General features: G+C 66.2%; 14 protein-coding genes. 7 read left to right on the top strand and 7 right to left on the bottom strand.

Features of this window, described 5'->3' with window-relative positions:
* Positions 1–21: 21 nt before the first annotated feature.
* From DQG17_RS05625 to dusB, 4 genes are all read right to left on the bottom strand, one after another.
* Entirely contained in the window at positions 22–2,247 is a 2,226-nt protein-coding gene (locus tag DQG17_RS05625; RefSeq protein WP_116131750.1) for a PAS domain-containing sensor histidine kinase, read from the bottom strand.
* A gap of 136 nt (positions 2,248–2,383) precedes the next feature.
* Positions 2,384–3,760, bottom strand: coding sequence for a response regulator (locus DQG17_RS05630; protein WP_116131751.1), 1,377 nt, complete (start codon positions 3,758–3,760; stop codon positions 2,384–2,386).
* 2 nt (positions 3,761–3,762) lie between these two features.
* Positions 3,763–4,854: an ATP-binding protein gene (locus DQG17_RS05635; RefSeq protein ID WP_116131752.1), complete on the bottom strand. Its 1,092-nt coding sequence runs from the start codon at positions 4,852–4,854 to the stop codon at positions 3,763–3,765.
* The gene (gene dusB / locus DQG17_RS05640; protein WP_232829336.1) at positions 4,851–5,870 is read right to left on the bottom strand and encodes a tRNA dihydrouridine synthase DusB; all 1,020 of its coding nucleotides are present in this window, start codon (positions 5,868–5,870) and stop codon (positions 4,851–4,853) included. The genes DQG17_RS05635 and dusB overlap by 4 nt, the downstream gene beginning before the upstream one ends.
* Positions 5,871–6,039: 169 nt before the next feature.
* On the opposite strand from dusB, the gene DQG17_RS05645 reads away from it, so the two are divergent.
* From DQG17_RS05645 to DQG17_RS05655, 3 genes are read left to right on the top strand one after another with little or no spacing between them, the layout of a single operon-like run.
* Positions 6,040–7,233, top strand: a complete 1,194-nt coding sequence (locus DQG17_RS05645; RefSeq protein WP_116131754.1) for a bifunctional 2-C-methyl-D-erythritol 4-phosphate cytidylyltransferase/2-C-methyl-D-erythritol 2,4-cyclodiphosphate synthase — start codon at positions 6,040–6,042, stop codon at positions 7,231–7,233.
* Positions 7,230–7,730 carry a phosphatidylglycerophosphatase A gene (locus tag DQG17_RS05650; RefSeq protein ID WP_116131755.1) on the top strand — a complete coding sequence of 167 codons (501 nt, stop codon included), beginning with the start codon at positions 7,230–7,232 and terminating at the stop codon, positions 7,728–7,730. Before DQG17_RS05645 ends, DQG17_RS05650 begins: the two co-directional genes overlap by 4 nt.
* A gap of 11 nt (positions 7,731–7,741) precedes the next feature.
* A complete protein-coding gene (locus DQG17_RS05655; RefSeq protein ID WP_116131756.1) occupies positions 7,742–8,326 on the top strand; it encodes a CinA family protein in 585 nt (194 codons plus the stop codon).
* A 51-nt stretch (positions 8,327–8,377) separates the two neighbouring features.
* Here DQG17_RS05655 and DQG17_RS05660 read toward each other — a convergent pair whose 3' ends face one another.
* Complete coding sequence (locus DQG17_RS05660) at positions 8,378–8,821, bottom strand: type II toxin-antitoxin system RatA family toxin (protein WP_116131757.1); 444 nt, start codon at positions 8,819–8,821, stop codon at positions 8,378–8,380.
* Between the two features lie 88 nt (positions 8,822–8,909).
* On the opposite strand from DQG17_RS05660, the gene hpt reads away from it, so the two are divergent.
* The 4 genes from hpt to DQG17_RS05680 all read left to right on the top strand — a co-directional run bounded on the left by hpt (position 8,910) and on the right by DQG17_RS05680 (position 11,639).
* Positions 8,910–9,470 carry a hypoxanthine phosphoribosyltransferase gene (hpt, locus tag DQG17_RS05665; protein ID WP_116131758.1) on the top strand — a complete coding sequence of 187 codons (561 nt, stop codon included), beginning with the start codon at positions 8,910–8,912 and terminating at the stop codon, positions 9,468–9,470.
* A 151-nt stretch (positions 9,471–9,621) separates the two neighbouring features.
* Entirely contained in the window at positions 9,622–10,509 is an 888-nt protein-coding gene (locus DQG17_RS05670) for a cytochrome c (protein WP_116131759.1), read from the top strand.
* A 190-nt stretch (positions 10,510–10,699) separates the two neighbouring features.
* Positions 10,700–11,284, top strand: a complete 585-nt coding sequence (locus DQG17_RS05675; protein ID WP_116131760.1) for a YitT family protein — start codon at positions 10,700–10,702, stop codon at positions 11,282–11,284.
* 19 nt (positions 11,285–11,303) lie between these two features.
* A complete protein-coding gene (locus DQG17_RS05680) occupies positions 11,304–11,639 on the top strand; it encodes a multidrug efflux SMR transporter (protein ID WP_116131761.1) in 336 nt (111 codons plus the stop codon).
* Between the two features lie 5 nt (positions 11,640–11,644).
* Here DQG17_RS05680 and DQG17_RS05685 read toward each other — a convergent pair whose 3' ends face one another.
* Both DQG17_RS05685 and DQG17_RS05690 read right to left on the bottom strand, forming a co-directional pair.
* Complete coding sequence (locus tag DQG17_RS05685; RefSeq protein WP_116131762.1) at positions 11,645–12,229, bottom strand: HNH endonuclease; 585 nt, start codon at positions 12,227–12,229, stop codon at positions 11,645–11,647.
* A gap of 281 nt (positions 12,230–12,510) precedes the next feature.
* Complete coding sequence (locus tag DQG17_RS05690; RefSeq protein ID WP_116131763.1) at positions 12,511–13,182, bottom strand: alpha/beta hydrolase; 672 nt, start codon at positions 13,180–13,182, stop codon at positions 12,511–12,513.
* Between the last annotated feature and the right edge of the window lie 130 nt (positions 13,183–13,312).

Raw genomic sequence — 13,312 nt, forward strand, 5'->3', positions numbered from 1 at the left:
TGTCCTGTTTCTCCAGTGCTTTTATTCGGCCGCCCGGCCCAGCTCGACAGCCATGGGCAACCTTATTTCCGCCAGCGCACCGCGGTGCGCACTGCCTTCGAACCGCGGTGCGTCGATCAGATCGAGCGTCCCGCCATGTTCCTCAATGATCTTCTTGACGATCGGCAGGCCAAGGCCGGTGCCCTTGGCCCGCGTCGTGACGTAAGGTTCGAACAGCCGCCCGCGATCTTCGGGCAGGCCGATGCCGTTGTCGGCAACCCGGATGACCGCCTGGTTGCCCTCGCGCCGAAGGCTGACACGGACCTCCGGGGAAAAGCCGTCTGGCGCGCCCTTTTCCTTAAGGCTTTCAATGGCCTCTCCGGCATTCTTTATCAGGTTTGTCAACGCCTGACCGATCATGGTCTGGTCCACCTGCACCGGGATCGGCGCCTCGGGGATCTCGTCGTGCAGCGCCTCGCCCAACTGCTGCCGCTGCAGCGTGACCGCATCGCGCACCAGCCGCGTCAGATCGGCGTCGCGGCGGTCGGGTTCGGGCATCCGGGCGAATTTCGAGAACTCGTCGACGATCCGGCGCAGATCGTCTGTCTGGCGCACGATCACGCCGGTCATGTTGGTCAGCGCCTCGGTGTCCTCGGGGTCGAGCTTGCGGCCGAACTTGCGCTGGATCCGCTCGGCCGACAGCTGGATCGGGGTCAGCGGATTCTTGATTTCGTGGGCGATGCGGCGGGCAACGTCGCCCCAGGCCGCCATCCGCTGTGCCGTCACCAGCTCGGTCACGTCGTCGAAGGCAACCACATAGCCTTCGAGATCGCCGGCGGCCGACCGCCGCTCGGCCAGCCGCACCAGCAGGTTCTCCTGCTTGCCGTCGCGGGTCAGCCGGATCTCCTCCTGGGTGACGCTGCGATCCTCGGCGCGCAGCCGCGTCAGCAGGCCGGCAAACTCCGGCACCGCCTTGGCCAGAGCTGCATGATGGTCGGCCGCGGCGGTGTCGAGGTGCAACAGCCGCACCGCGGCCGGGTTCATGAAATCGACGCGCCCATGCGGATCGAGCCCGATCACGCCGGCGGTGATCGAGGTCAGCACGGTCTCGAACAGACGCCGCCGCTCCTCGACCTCGGAGTTGGTTTCGAGCAGCGTGTCGCGCTGTGCCTTCAACTGACGGGTCATCTTGTTGAACACCCGCCCCAGCGTCGCAATCTCGTCGTCGCCCCGCTCCTCGCGGACGCGCACCGCCAGATCGCCTTCGCCGACCTTGACAGCCGCACCCGCAAGCGCCCCGATCGGCCGCGACAGGCGTTCGGCCATCCACAGGCCCAGCCAGATCGCCGCCAGGATCAGGATCGTCGCAAAGCCGAGGTAGAGCAGCGAGAATTCGAACAGAATCCGGCCGCGGTCGCTTTCCAGCTGGTGATACAGGCGGATCGATTCCTGGGTGTCGTCCAGCAGCGAGAAGATGTCGCCATCGACCTCGCGACTGACATAGAGATAGCGGTCGGCAAAGGCCACGAGCTTGACCAGCGCGCGGAATTCGTTGGCCTCCCAATCCTCGATCAGCACCACCTCGCCGGTCTCGGCGCGGTCGATCTGATCCTGGGTCGGTCGTTCGTAGTCGAACAGATAGCTGCGCTCGCCCCGGGCGCGGATCTCGCCCTCGCCATCGATCACGAAGGCCTCGCGCAGCCCGCGCTGGACCTGCTGCTGCCCCTGGGTCAGGACCTGGCGCACCTCGCCCTCGGACAGCGCAAAGCGGGCCTGACGGGCAACGTCGAGATAGCGCGCCAGAACCGTCGCGTCCTGTTCCAGCCCGTCGGCATGTTCCTGTTCATAGGCCTCGGCCGCCGACAGGGAGGCGCCGACAACGTTGCGCACGCGGTCCGAAAACCAGCCCTCGAGCCCGATGTTGATGGTCAGCCCGGCGAAGATCGCGACCATGACCGCAGGCCCCAGCGCGACCAGCGCGAAGGTCGCCGCCAGCCGCAGGTGCAGCTTCGATCCCGCCGACTTGCGCCGGCGCGCGGCAATCACGGCGATCACCCGGCTCATCACCAGGGTCGCAATGACCAGCACATAGACCAGATCCACGAGCAGGATCAGCCGGAGCGCGGGCGACCCCGCCCCCTGCCCCAGCGGCCCCATCAGCAGGAAGGTCGCCACGACGACCACGGGCCCCAGCAGCACCAGCGCCAGCGTCGCCGTTGTCTGCAGCCGTCGACCCCGGCGCAAACGCGCCAAGGTTTCCCAGTTCATACGCCTGAAAGCGCCTGCCACGCCTTGCCTCGCCTAAATCCGCCTTCCGGGCCTCGAAAGGTCCGTCAGCTCTACCGCCATTTTCCGTGGTCATTTTCCGAAAGCGTGCTTCCGGCGCCACGGCTCTGTTGCGGTTTTACATCAACTTGCGGCGGCGTGTCACGCGAATATCGAGGTCTGTGATCTTCTTGCGCAAGGTATTGCGGTTTATTCCCAGCAGATCGGCACATTTCGCCTGATTTCCGCCAGTCGCGTCTAGCGCGATCTCGATCAGCGGGATCTCAACTTCCTTGAGAATCCGCTGATACAGGCCCGGTGGCGGCAGCGTGCCGCCATGCAGGTCGAAATAGCGCCGCAGGTGCTTGCCGATCGAGGTCGACAGCTTTTCGCCCTCGCTGCCACCGACGAGCGGTTCGATCGCCGGCTGGTTGCCCAGCACCATCTCGACATCGCCGCGCCCGATCTCTTCCTCGGACGAGGTGATGACCAGCCGGCGGATGGTATTTTCAAGCTGGCGCACGTTGCCGGGCCAGGAATAGGCGCGGATCAACTCCATCGCCCCGGTCGAGACCCGTCGCGTGCCGGCACCGTCGCGTTCGGCCCGGGTCAGGAAATGTTCGGCCAGCAGCGGAATGTCGTCGACCCGTTCGCGCAGGGCGGGCACGTTCACCGTGACCCCACCGAGGCGATAGAACAGATCCTGCCGGAATTCGCCGGCCTCCATCCGTTGCATCAGGTTGCCCTGACAGGTCGCCATGATCCGCGGTGAGGTGTCAGACAACGCATCGAGCATCCGCACGATCCGGCCCTGGGTCTCGTGATCGAGATCGCCGACCTCGTCGAGCAGCACGGATCCGCCGCGCGCCTTGGCCAGCACCGTCGAGGGACCGTCGGTCGCCGCCAGTTCCTCGGCGCCCGCAACCACGAACGGCAGGCTGCGGCGATCCGAGAAATCGTGGATCGCCCGCGCGATCAGCGATTTGCCGGTGCCCGATTCGCCGGTGATCAGCACCGCAAGATCGGTGTTCATCACCCGCGCCACCAGCCGATACAGCGCCTGCATCACCGGTGTCCGCCCGACCAGCGGCAGATCGTCGGTTTCAGAGCCGCTGCCCGGCTCGGCCTTTGGCCGCACCATCGTCGTGCGCCGCTTGGTTTCCAGCGCCTTCGAGGCGCGCTTCATCAGGTCGGGCAGATCGAAGGGCTTTGGCAGATAGTCATAGGCGTCGGCCTCGGCGGCCTGGATCGCGGTCATGATCGTGTTCTGCGCCGAGATCACGATCACCGGCAGGCCCGGCCGTTCCTGAAGGATCTTCGGCAGGGTTTCGAGCCCGTTGCCATCGGGCATGATGACGTCCGAGATCACCAGGTCCCCCTTGCCCTCCTGCACCCAGCGCATCAGCGTCACCAGCGACGAGGTGGCGTGAACCTTGCATCCAGCCCGGGTCAGGGCCTGGGTCAGCACGGTGCGAATGGTGCGGTCGTCGTCGGCCACAAGTACGGTGCCGTCCATCGTCAGATCTCCTCGATGTTCATCTGATCTTCCTCTTTCGGTGCCACCGGCAACGAGATCCGGAAAACAGTCCGGCCAGGTACTGATTCAACCGATATCCAGCCCTTGTGTTCGGCGATGATCTTGCTGACCAGTGCCAGGCCAAGCCCGGTGCCGTTCTCGCGCCCCGACACGAAGGGTTCGAAAATGTCTTCGGCAATCGCCGGCGGCAGGCCCGGGCCGTCGTCGATGATCTCGACCTGCAACGGCACCTGGCTGGGCGGCTCGCCCATGCGCCGCACCCGCAGCGAGGGTTCGTAGAAGGTGCGCAGGGTGATCTTGCCGCCCTTGTCGCCGGCCGCCTGGGCGGCATTTTTCAGCAGGTTCTGGAAAACCTGAACCAACTGGTCGGCATCGGCATAGGTCACCGGCAACGACGGGTCGTATTCCTCGACCAGTTTCATGTGGGCGGCAAAGCCCAGCATCGAGGACTTGCGCGCCCGGTCGAGAACGTCATGCACGTTGACCGGCCGGCGATGCGGCGGCCGCAGGTTGCCGAACTGTTCGACCTGATCGAGCAGCTTCACGATCCGCCGGGTCTCGGCCACGATCAGATCGGCAAGCTCCAGATCCTCCTTGGGGAGGTTCATCGACAGCAGTTGCGCCGCCCCCGTGATCCCCGCAAGCGGGTTCTTGATCTCATGGGCCAGCATCTCGGCCATGCCGATCGCCGATTTCGCTGCCTTGTCGGCCGACATCGACCGCCCCAGCCGGCCTGCCAGGTCCCGTGGCGTGACCAGAAACAGCAATTGATCGGTCTCGCCGTTGACCGGTGCGATCTGGATCGCGCAGGTCACGGGCGCGCGGTCGTGCGATCCGACGTCGACGTCGTTGACGAAGATCGGCGAGCGGTTCTTGCGCACCCGCTCGAGCGTTTCCTTGATCGGCGCATCGATTTCGAGCTTGTCAAAGACCGGAACGCCTTCCAGCGACTTTATGGTCTTGTTGAAGAAGATCTCGGCCGCCGGATTGATTTCGGTGATCCGGTTCTGTCCATCGAGGATGAGAGCGGGGATCGGCAGGGAGGCCCAGATATTTCCGTTTCCGGCCATCATGCAGCCTCCGCTTCTACGTGGTCGAGCGAGCGCTCCGGGTCGGCATCAAAGGCCGCGTCGATCAGCCGGGCAAGCTCGGCCGGATCGGTCTCGGTCAGCAGGCGCCGGCGCAGCCCGACAGGGTCGCCCGCGCCGTCGAGATACCAGCCGAGGTGCTTGCGCGCGACCTTCACGCCCAGATCCCTGCCATAGAATGACAGCATGGTCGCATGATGACGGCAGACGAGATCTGCGAGGGCACGGCCCTGCGGCACGACGGGGGCGGCAGCGCCGAACAGATCGGCCGCGATGCCGGCCAGCAGCCAGGGCGCACCGCAGGCGGCCCGCCCCACCATGACCCCGTCAGCGCCCGAGGCCGCAAGTGCGGCGCGCGCCGTCTCGGTGCCGGTGATGTCGCCATTGGCAATGACCGGAATGGTAACGGCCTCCCTGACCTCGGCAATCGCCGCCCAGTCGGCGCGCCCCTTGTAGAACTGCGCCCGCGTGCGGCCGTGAACGGTAATCATGCGGATCCCCGCGGCCTCGGCACGGCGGGCAAGCGTGGCTGCGTTGTGGCTGTCCGCGTCCCAGCCCAGCCGGCATTTCAGCGTCACAGGGATCGCGACCGCCTGCACCACCGCCTCGATCAGCCGCAGTGCATGGTCCGGATCGCGCATCAACGCCGCCCCGCAGGCCCCCGCGCCGCTGGCGCTGGTCACCTTCTTGGCCGGGCAGCCCATATTGATGTCGATCAGCGCGGCGCCGTTCGCCTCGACCATGCGCGCGGCCTCGGCCAGCCAGTGCGCCTCGCGCCCGGCCAGTTGAACCGCTGTTCGCGCCTCGCCGAGGCCCAATTCGGCCTTTTCCCGGACGCCGGGCTTGGCCTGAACCATTTCCTGGCTCGCCACCATCTCGGACACCACAAGCCCTGCCCCGTACTCCAGCACCAGCTGGCGGAACGGCAGATCGGTGATCCCGGCGAGCGGGGCCAGCAGGACCGGCGGTGTGAGGGTCACGTTTGCAAAGCAAACCGTCAAGTGATTAATCCTTGTGCATCCAGGCCGATGTATCTTACTCGGGCACCACGTCCAAGGGCGGTGTTCGTTCTGGTCCGTCACGAAACCACGACTGCCCGATATTTGTGCGCTAGCGCTGCCTGTCATGCCCCCAGTTGCCCTCCCTTAAGTCACCCTGTAGACGAAAGCCATGATACCGACCGCCCATCAGCCCAAGCCGCACCGCAGCATCGAAACGGTGGCCGCCGTGATTGTCGCGGCCGGTCGCGGCACCCGTGTTGGTGGCGACATTCCAAAGCAATATCAGTTGCTTGATGGCATAGCGATCCTCCGGCGCACGGTCGATCTGTTCCGCGCCCACCCGCGGATTTCCCATGTTCTGGTGGTGATCGGTCCGCGCGACGCTGACTGTGCCGCTGCTGCCCTTCCCGCAGGCATCGCCCGCGTGCTGGGCGGTGACAGCCGGGCGGCTTCGGTCGCGGCGGGTCTTGCCGCCCTGCCAGAGGCCACGACGCATGTCCTGATCCACGACGCCGCCCGCCCGCTGGTGCCCGCGGCGGTCATCGACCGGGTTCTCGAGGCCCTCGAAACCACACCCGGCGCAGCCCCCGCCCTTGCCGTGACCGATGCGCTGTGGCGCGGCGCGACCGGCCTTGTCGCGGCGCCCGTCGGTCGCGACGGACTGTTCCGGGCCCAGACCCCGCAAGGTTTCGATCTTGCCGCAATCCGCGCCGCGCACGCCGCCCACCCGGGCGGTGCCGCCGACGATGTCGAGGTCGCACTTGCCGCAGGGCTTGAGGTTGCGATCGTCGAGGGCCACGAGGACAATATCAAGATCACCCTGCCCGGGGACTTCGCCCGGGCCGAGGCGATTCTGGCAGGCCGGCGCACGAAGGAGCGGCAGATGGATGTGAGGCTGGGCAACGGCTATGACGTGCACCGGTTCGGACCGGGCGATCACGTGATGCTGTGCGGGGTCGCCGTGCCGCACGGCCGCGGGCTGCAGGGCCATTCGGACGCCGACGTCGGCATGCACGCGATTACCGACGCGATCTATGGCGCGCTGGCGATGGGCGACATCGGCCGCCATTTCCCCCCCAGCGATCCGCAGTGGAAGGGCGCGGCAAGCGACATCTTCCTGCGCCATGCGACAGGGCTTGCCGCCGCCCAGGGATTTGCCATCGCCAACGTCGATTGCACGCTGGTCTGCGAACATCCCAAGATCGGCCCCCACGCCGACAGGATGCGCGCAGCGCTTGCTGCCATCATGGGGCTCGATCTGGCGCGGATCTCGGTCAAGGCGACCACTTCCGAAAGGCTCGGCTTCACCGGCCGCGAAGAGGGCATTGCGGCCATCGCGACCGCAACGCTGGTGGCACAATGACCCCGGCGCGGCTCGTCTCGACCTTTCTCGGCGCCGGGCTTCTGCGCCCCGGCCCCGGCACCTGGGGATCTGCCGCCGCCGTGCCGCTGGCATGGCTTTTGCACGTCGCTGGCGGCTTTCCGCTGCTGTTCGCGGCAACCTGTCTCGTCTTCGGTCTCGGCTGGTGGGCGACGGCGGTCCACACTGCGGATCTGGGCGTCTCCGACCCTTCGGAGATCGTGATCGACGAAGTGGCGGGCCAGTGGATCGCGCTTTGGCCGCTGTCGGCGGGGCTCTGGCATGCCGGCGTCGATCGCTGGATCTTCCCCTATCCCGGCTGGATCGGGGCGTTCCTACTGTTCCGGCTGTTCGACATCTGGAAGCCCTGGCCCGTCTCCTGGGCCGACAACAGGCACACGCCGCTCGGGGTCATGCTCGACGATGTGATCGCGGGGCTTATGGCGGCGGTCGTGGTCTCGGTCGCGGCCGCGATCTCGCATGGCCTGCTGATGCGCTGAGAACCTGCCGAATGACCGACCTGCCCGTTCCTGCCGATGCCCCGGTCGACGCCGCCACCGAGATTGCAGTGGTCAGCGCCGAACAGCTTCTGGCCGTGGGTCGTCAGAAGCGGCTTACCGTCGCCACGGCGGAAAGCTGCACAGGCGGGCTGATCGCTGGCGCCATCACCGAAATCGCGGGCTCCTCGGACATCTTCGACCGAGGCTTTGTCACCTATTCCAATGCTGCCAAGCAGCAGATGCTGGGCGTGACGCGCGCGAGCCTTGAGGCTTTCGGCGCTGTCTCGGAACCTGTCGCGCGTGAAATGGCCGAAGGGGCGCTCGCGCGGTCGGATGCCGATATCGCCGTCTCGGTCACCGGGATTGCGGGGCCGGGCGGCAGCGAGAACAAGCCCGAGGGCCGGGTCTGCTTCGGCCTTGCCCGCCGCGGCCACGTCACCGTCACGAAGACGGTCGAGTTCGGCGCCCGCGGCCGGGTCGCGGTACGCCAGTTCACGGTCAATCACGCGCTCGATCTGCTGCTGGGCGCAATGCAGGACGCCCCGCCCCCGCGCGACCGTCTCCCACTGTCGGACCATAGCCGCCCGAACCGGTGATGCGGGCGCACCGCTGGCACCGGCCTTTCAGGCGGCCGGCGCGGCCGCGCGTCAGCTGTAAAGCTCTTTGGCCCGCGTCTCGAAAGCGTTCATGACCTGCCGCTGCGCGTCGGAAAAGAACATCCCCGCCGCCTTCTGCAGGATCTTGTTCTTGAATTCGAACTCGACGTGATACTGCACCTCGCAGCCGCCCTCGGCCTCGACAAAGCCCCAGGTCGAGATCAGGAACTTGAACGGTCCGTCGAGATATTCGCTGACGATCCGGTACAGGCTTTCGGTCAGCGTCACCCGGGTCGCGAACTTTTCGCGGAACACCTTGAAGGACACCACCATGTCCGCCACCTCGACCACCGAGTCGCCCTCGTCGTGACGGCCGCGCACCCGCGCCGCCGCAGTCCAGGGAAGGAACTCGGGATAGGATTCGATGTCGGCCACCAGATCGTACATCTGTTTGGCCGTGAAAGGCATGACGCGGTTATCTCTGAAGGTGATCATCGTGCGGCGATTGGCCCCTGTCGGTTCTGCTCCGTTGACGAAACGATGATGTCATGGAAAGGGACCGAAAGTTCAAGGGAAGCGAGAGATGTCGCGACCATACGTCATCGACCAACTGATCTCGGCCAAGTCCATCGCCGCGCGGATCGAGGAACTCGCCCGCGAGATCGAGGAGACGTTTGCCGGCACCGAAAAGCTGGTCGTCGTCGGCCTGCTGCGCGGATCCTTCATCTTCATCGCCGATCTGGTGCGCGAGCTCGACCTGCCGGTCGAGGTCGATTTCCTCGAGGCCTCGTCCTATGGCAACGCGATGGAATCGAGCCGTGAGGTCCGCATCCTCAAGGACCTGCGCGGCCAGATCGAGGGCCGCGACGTGCTGGTGGTGGAGGACATCATCGACACCGGCCATACGCTGGAACGGGTGGTGGCCTTCCTTGCGGCCCGCAATCCGCGGCGGCTGAAAACCATCTGCCTGCTCGACAAGCCCGCCCGCCGCGAGGTCGACCACAAGGCCGATCTGGTCGGCTTCGAGATCCCCGATGCTTTCGTCGTGGGCTATGGCATCGATTTCGGGCAGCGCAATCGCAACCTGCCCTTCATCGGCGTCGTGCGCTTTATCGACGAGCCGCCGGTCGCGCTCGACCCCTGAGCCGCGCTTGACCGGGCGTTAGTCCGCGGCCGAGCCCGTTTGCGCCCTGGCGCGGAATTGCCTAGGGTGTGCGCATCGACGCGAACCGCAGTCGCCCGTCAGAGGCGTTCCGGAGGCGCGCGGGGCAGCACGCAGACGCAGGAGGCATGTCATGGGCCGGTTCTTCCTTTTCCTCCTGGCGTTCTGTGCGCTGGCGCTTGGCCTTGGCCTGTGGATGACACGGGCGACGCCGCTGCCTGCGGGCACGATGGCGGGGCTGACGGGCGATCCGGTCAACGGGCGCGATGTGTTTCTCGCCGGCGGCTGCGTCTCGTGCCATGGCGAGGCGGGCTCGGCCCATGTCTTGTCCCCGGTGCTCGCCGGTGGAACCCGGCTTGCGACCCCATTCGGCACCTTCGTCGCCCCGAACATCTCGCCCGACCCGACCGCGGGGATCGGGCGCTATGACCTGGACGGGTTCGCGGGCGTGATGCTGCGCGGCGTCACCCCCGAGGGGCGGCACGTCTATCCGGCGATGCCCTATCCGTCATATGTCCGCATGACCCTGCAGGACATTGCCGATCTGAAAGCCTATCTCGACACCCTGCCCGCCAGCGCGACACCGAACGCGCCGAACGATCTGCGGTTTCCCTATTCGATCCGCCGGGCCGTCGGCCTGTGGAAGATTGCCAATCTCGATCCCTCGTTCGTCGCCGCCGCCCCCAGCCCGCAGATGGAGCGCGGCCGATATCTGGTCGAGGCGCTGGGGCATTGTGCCGACTGCCACACCCCGCGCACCCGCTTTGGCGGGCTCGACCGCAGCCGCTGGATGGCCGGGGTTCCCGCCGTCTCGGGCCGGAGCGCGGTGCCCAACATCACGCCGGCGGCGCTCGACTGGAGCCAGCGCGAGATCGTCTATTACCTCGAAAGCGGCTTCAACCCCGACCACGAGGAGGTCGGCCGCGACATGGACGACGTCATCGCCGGGCTGAGCCAGTTGCCGGACGAGGACCGTCAGGCGATCGCCGCCTATCTGCGGGGGCTGGCGCCGCTGCAGTGAGCCGGGCCTGCTTGCCGGCAGGCGAGCGCAGGCCCTGCGCCGATCCCCGTCAAGGAAGCGGTCCAGACCGGCTCCCCGAGCGTTCACAGACACCTCCGCCCTGCTGCAATTCCCGGCATGGGCGCGACTGCCGGCGACCTGCCCGCACTATCCGCTCCCTGTGACGCCAGCCCCGTGCTAGGGGGCGGACATGCCCGCACCGATCCTCCCGCCCGACCTCGACAAGGTCCGTCACACGCCGCTCGAAGATATTCAGGGGCTGTCGCTCGGGGTGTTCATCTGCGCGGTCGGCATCACCTTTCTGGCGCATCTGGGGTTTCTGACCGGGTGGTCCTTCGGCATCGTGTTCTTTCTGGTCAACCTGCCGTTCTACTGGCTGGCCTGGCGGCGCATGGGCACGGAATTCACGCTGAAGTCGCTCGGCTGTGTCGCGGCGCTCTCGACCCTTGTCGACAGAATGCCGACCTGGGTTCATCTGGGCGAGGTCAATCCCGTCGTCGGCACCGCGATCTTCGGTGCGCTCACCGGGCTTGGCCTGCTGGCCGTGTTCCGCCACCGCGGCAGCCTTGGGGGCCTCGGCGTCGTGGCGCTGATGGCGCAGGACCGGCTGGGGTTCAAGGCGGGCTATGTCCAGCTTATCGTCGACGCGATCCTGTTTGCGGTCGCGTTCTTCCTTTTCCCCGGCCGCGTCGTCGCCTATTCGCTGTTTGGCGCCGTGATCCTGAACGGCGTCATCGCCTTCAACCATCGCCGCGACCGCTATATCGCGCCCTGAGACCGACCGAGAGCTCCCAATGCCCGCCCATCTTCTCGCACTCATCGGCGCCATCGTGACCGAGGTCATCGGCACCTCGGCGCTGACCGCGAGCGCGGGGCTCAGCCGGCCACTGCCGGCGGTGGCCGCGATTGCGGCCTATGCGGTCTCGATCTATCTGCTCGGGCTTGCGATCCAGACGATCCCGGTCGGCATCGCCTATGCGATCTGGTCCGGCCTTGGCATCGTGCTGATCTCGCTTTCGGGGCGCTTCATCTTTGGCCAGCGGCTCGATCTGCCCGCCATCGCAGGCCTCGGCCTGATCATCGCGGGCGTGCTGGTGATTCAGCTGTTCTCGAAATCCAGCACCCATTAGCGCCGTCAGGCATCCAGTTCGGCGTCCCAGTAAAGGAAGTCGAGCCAGCTGTCGTGCAGAAAGTTCGGTGGAAACTTTCGTCCCATGTTGCGCATCTCTTCGGCACCGGGCTGGCGCGGCGGCTTGCGCAGCGACATGCCGACCTGACGCAGCGATTTCGAGCCCTTCTTGAGATTGCAGCCCGAACAGGCCGCCACAACGTTCTCCCAGCTGGTGACGCCGCCGCGCGCCCGCGGCACCACATGGTCAAACGTCAGGTCGCCCTTGGCGCCGCAATACTGGCAACAGAACTCGTCGCGCAAAAACAAATTGAAGCGCGTGAAAGCCACGCGCTTCTGAGGTTTAACATAGTCTTTCAGGACGACGACCGAAGGTATTCGGATCTGGGTCGACGGACTTCGCACCACGTCGTCATATTCGGCAACGATGTCCACACGGTCGAGCCAGGCCGCCTTGATCGCCTCCTGCCAGGGCCAGAGCGACAGCGGGTAATAGGACAGCGGGCGGTAATCCGCGTTCAGCACCAGCGCCGGGTGATGCTTTAGGTTGTTCGGTTCGCGAACGAACTGCGTTCTGAAATCGCCGTCCATGCCTGAGACTCCGCTCCGCTCTGCCTGGCCGTCTTAGACCTGGGACGGAGACGACCCCGCCCCGGATTTTCTACGACTATATGTGGCGCTCTGATCCTTGCAAGCCCCGTGATACAGTAGCCTTCGGGTTTTGCCTAAACCCCATGCGTTACAGGATTGTGACGCCCAGCCTTCAGGCGCCGACCGAAGCCGTCTCCTTCCCGGACAGGGGCCGGGTCAACCTGTGGGGATCGCGGCCCGAAGAGCCGCCAGGGCGACATCGGCGGGCAGCGATCACCGCTTCAGCGCCCCTCGATTCCCAGCCGTGCCCGGATGAAGGCCGCAGCCTGTCCCAGACCGTCGGGCGCAATGCCGTGGCCGGTGCCCTCCATGACATGGACGTAGGTGTCGATGCCCGCAGCCACCAGCGCGTCGGCCGCCTCCTTCAGCGCAGGAAAGGGCACGACATCGTCCCGGTCACCATGCATCAGCAGGACCGGCGGCTTGACCCGGACCTCGGCGGCAAGCTTGTCGGGTTCGATCAGCCGGCCCGAGATGCCGACGACGCCCGCCACGACCTGGTCGCGTCGCGGGGCGATCTGCAGGCACATCATGCAGCCCTGGCTGAAGCCGAACAGGATCAGCCGGTCGGGGGCAAGCCCCTCCTGCAACAGAACCCGGTCGATGAAGGCATTGAGGTCCTCGACCGCCGTCGCCATGCCTTCGCGCGCCGCCGCCTCGGACGAGCCGTCAAGCCAGGGGATCGGAAACCACTGATACCCCATGGGATTGCCCGGGCAGCGTTCGGGCGCATCGGGGGAGTAGAAGGCTGTCCCGGGCAGATAGGGCGCCAGCACCTCGGCAAGCCCCAGCAGGTCGTTGCCGTCCGCGCCATAGCCATGCACGAAGATCACCACCTGCGAAGCCTTGCCCTTCGGCACCCCGCGTCGTCCCGAATTCAGTTCCCGAACCATTCACGCCGTCCTTCCGTTTCAAGATATCGCCCACACCTAGAGCATAAATCGTGCGGACTGAACCATTCCCGAACGCGGGCACTGGTCCGGACGGTCGCGTCGCGATGCAAGACGCCGGCGCAGCGGCGGT

Origin of the sequence: Tropicimonas sp. IMCC34043 (assembly GCF_003390845.1) — a bacterium.
Taxonomy (GTDB): domain Bacteria; phylum Pseudomonadota; class Alphaproteobacteria; order Rhodobacterales; family Rhodobacteraceae; genus Tropicimonas.

Coding starts and splice junctions, on each gene's coding strand:
- hpt (WP_116131758.1), top strand. CDS start 8,910: ATGTCGCGACCATACGTCATCGACCAACTGATCTCGGCCAAGTCCATC.
- DQG17_RS05690 (WP_116131763.1), bottom strand. CDS start 13,182: ATGGTTCGGGAACTGAATTCGGGACGACGCGGGGTGCCGAAGGGCAAG.
- DQG17_RS05645 (WP_116131754.1), top strand. CDS start 6,040: ATGATACCGACCGCCCATCAGCCCAAGCCGCACCGCAGCATCGAAACG.
- DQG17_RS05650 (WP_116131755.1), top strand. CDS start 7,230: ATGACCCCGGCGCGGCTCGTCTCGACCTTTCTCGGCGCCGGGCTTCTG.
- DQG17_RS05670 (WP_116131759.1), top strand. CDS start 9,622: ATGGGCCGGTTCTTCCTTTTCCTCCTGGCGTTCTGTGCGCTGGCGCTT.
- DQG17_RS05635 (WP_116131752.1), bottom strand. CDS start 4,854: ATGATGGCCGGAAACGGAAATATCTGGGCCTCCCTGCCGATCCCCGCT.
- DQG17_RS05655 (WP_116131756.1), top strand. CDS start 7,742: ATGACCGACCTGCCCGTTCCTGCCGATGCCCCGGTCGACGCCGCCACC.
- DQG17_RS05630 (WP_116131751.1), bottom strand. CDS start 3,760: ATGGACGGCACCGTACTTGTGGCCGACGACGACCGCACCATTCGCACC.
- DQG17_RS05675 (WP_116131760.1), top strand. CDS start 10,700: ATGCCCGCACCGATCCTCCCGCCCGACCTCGACAAGGTCCGTCACACG.
- DQG17_RS05625 (WP_116131750.1), bottom strand. CDS start 2,247: ATGAACTGGGAAACCTTGGCGCGTTTGCGCCGGGGTCGACGGCTGCAG.
- DQG17_RS05680 (WP_116131761.1), top strand. CDS start 11,304: ATGCCCGCCCATCTTCTCGCACTCATCGGCGCCATCGTGACCGAGGTC.
- DQG17_RS05685 (WP_116131762.1), bottom strand. CDS start 12,229: ATGGACGGCGATTTCAGAACGCAGTTCGTTCGCGAACCGAACAACCTA.
- DQG17_RS05660 (WP_116131757.1), bottom strand. CDS start 8,821: ATGATCACCTTCAGAGATAACCGCGTCATGCCTTTCACGGCCAAACAG.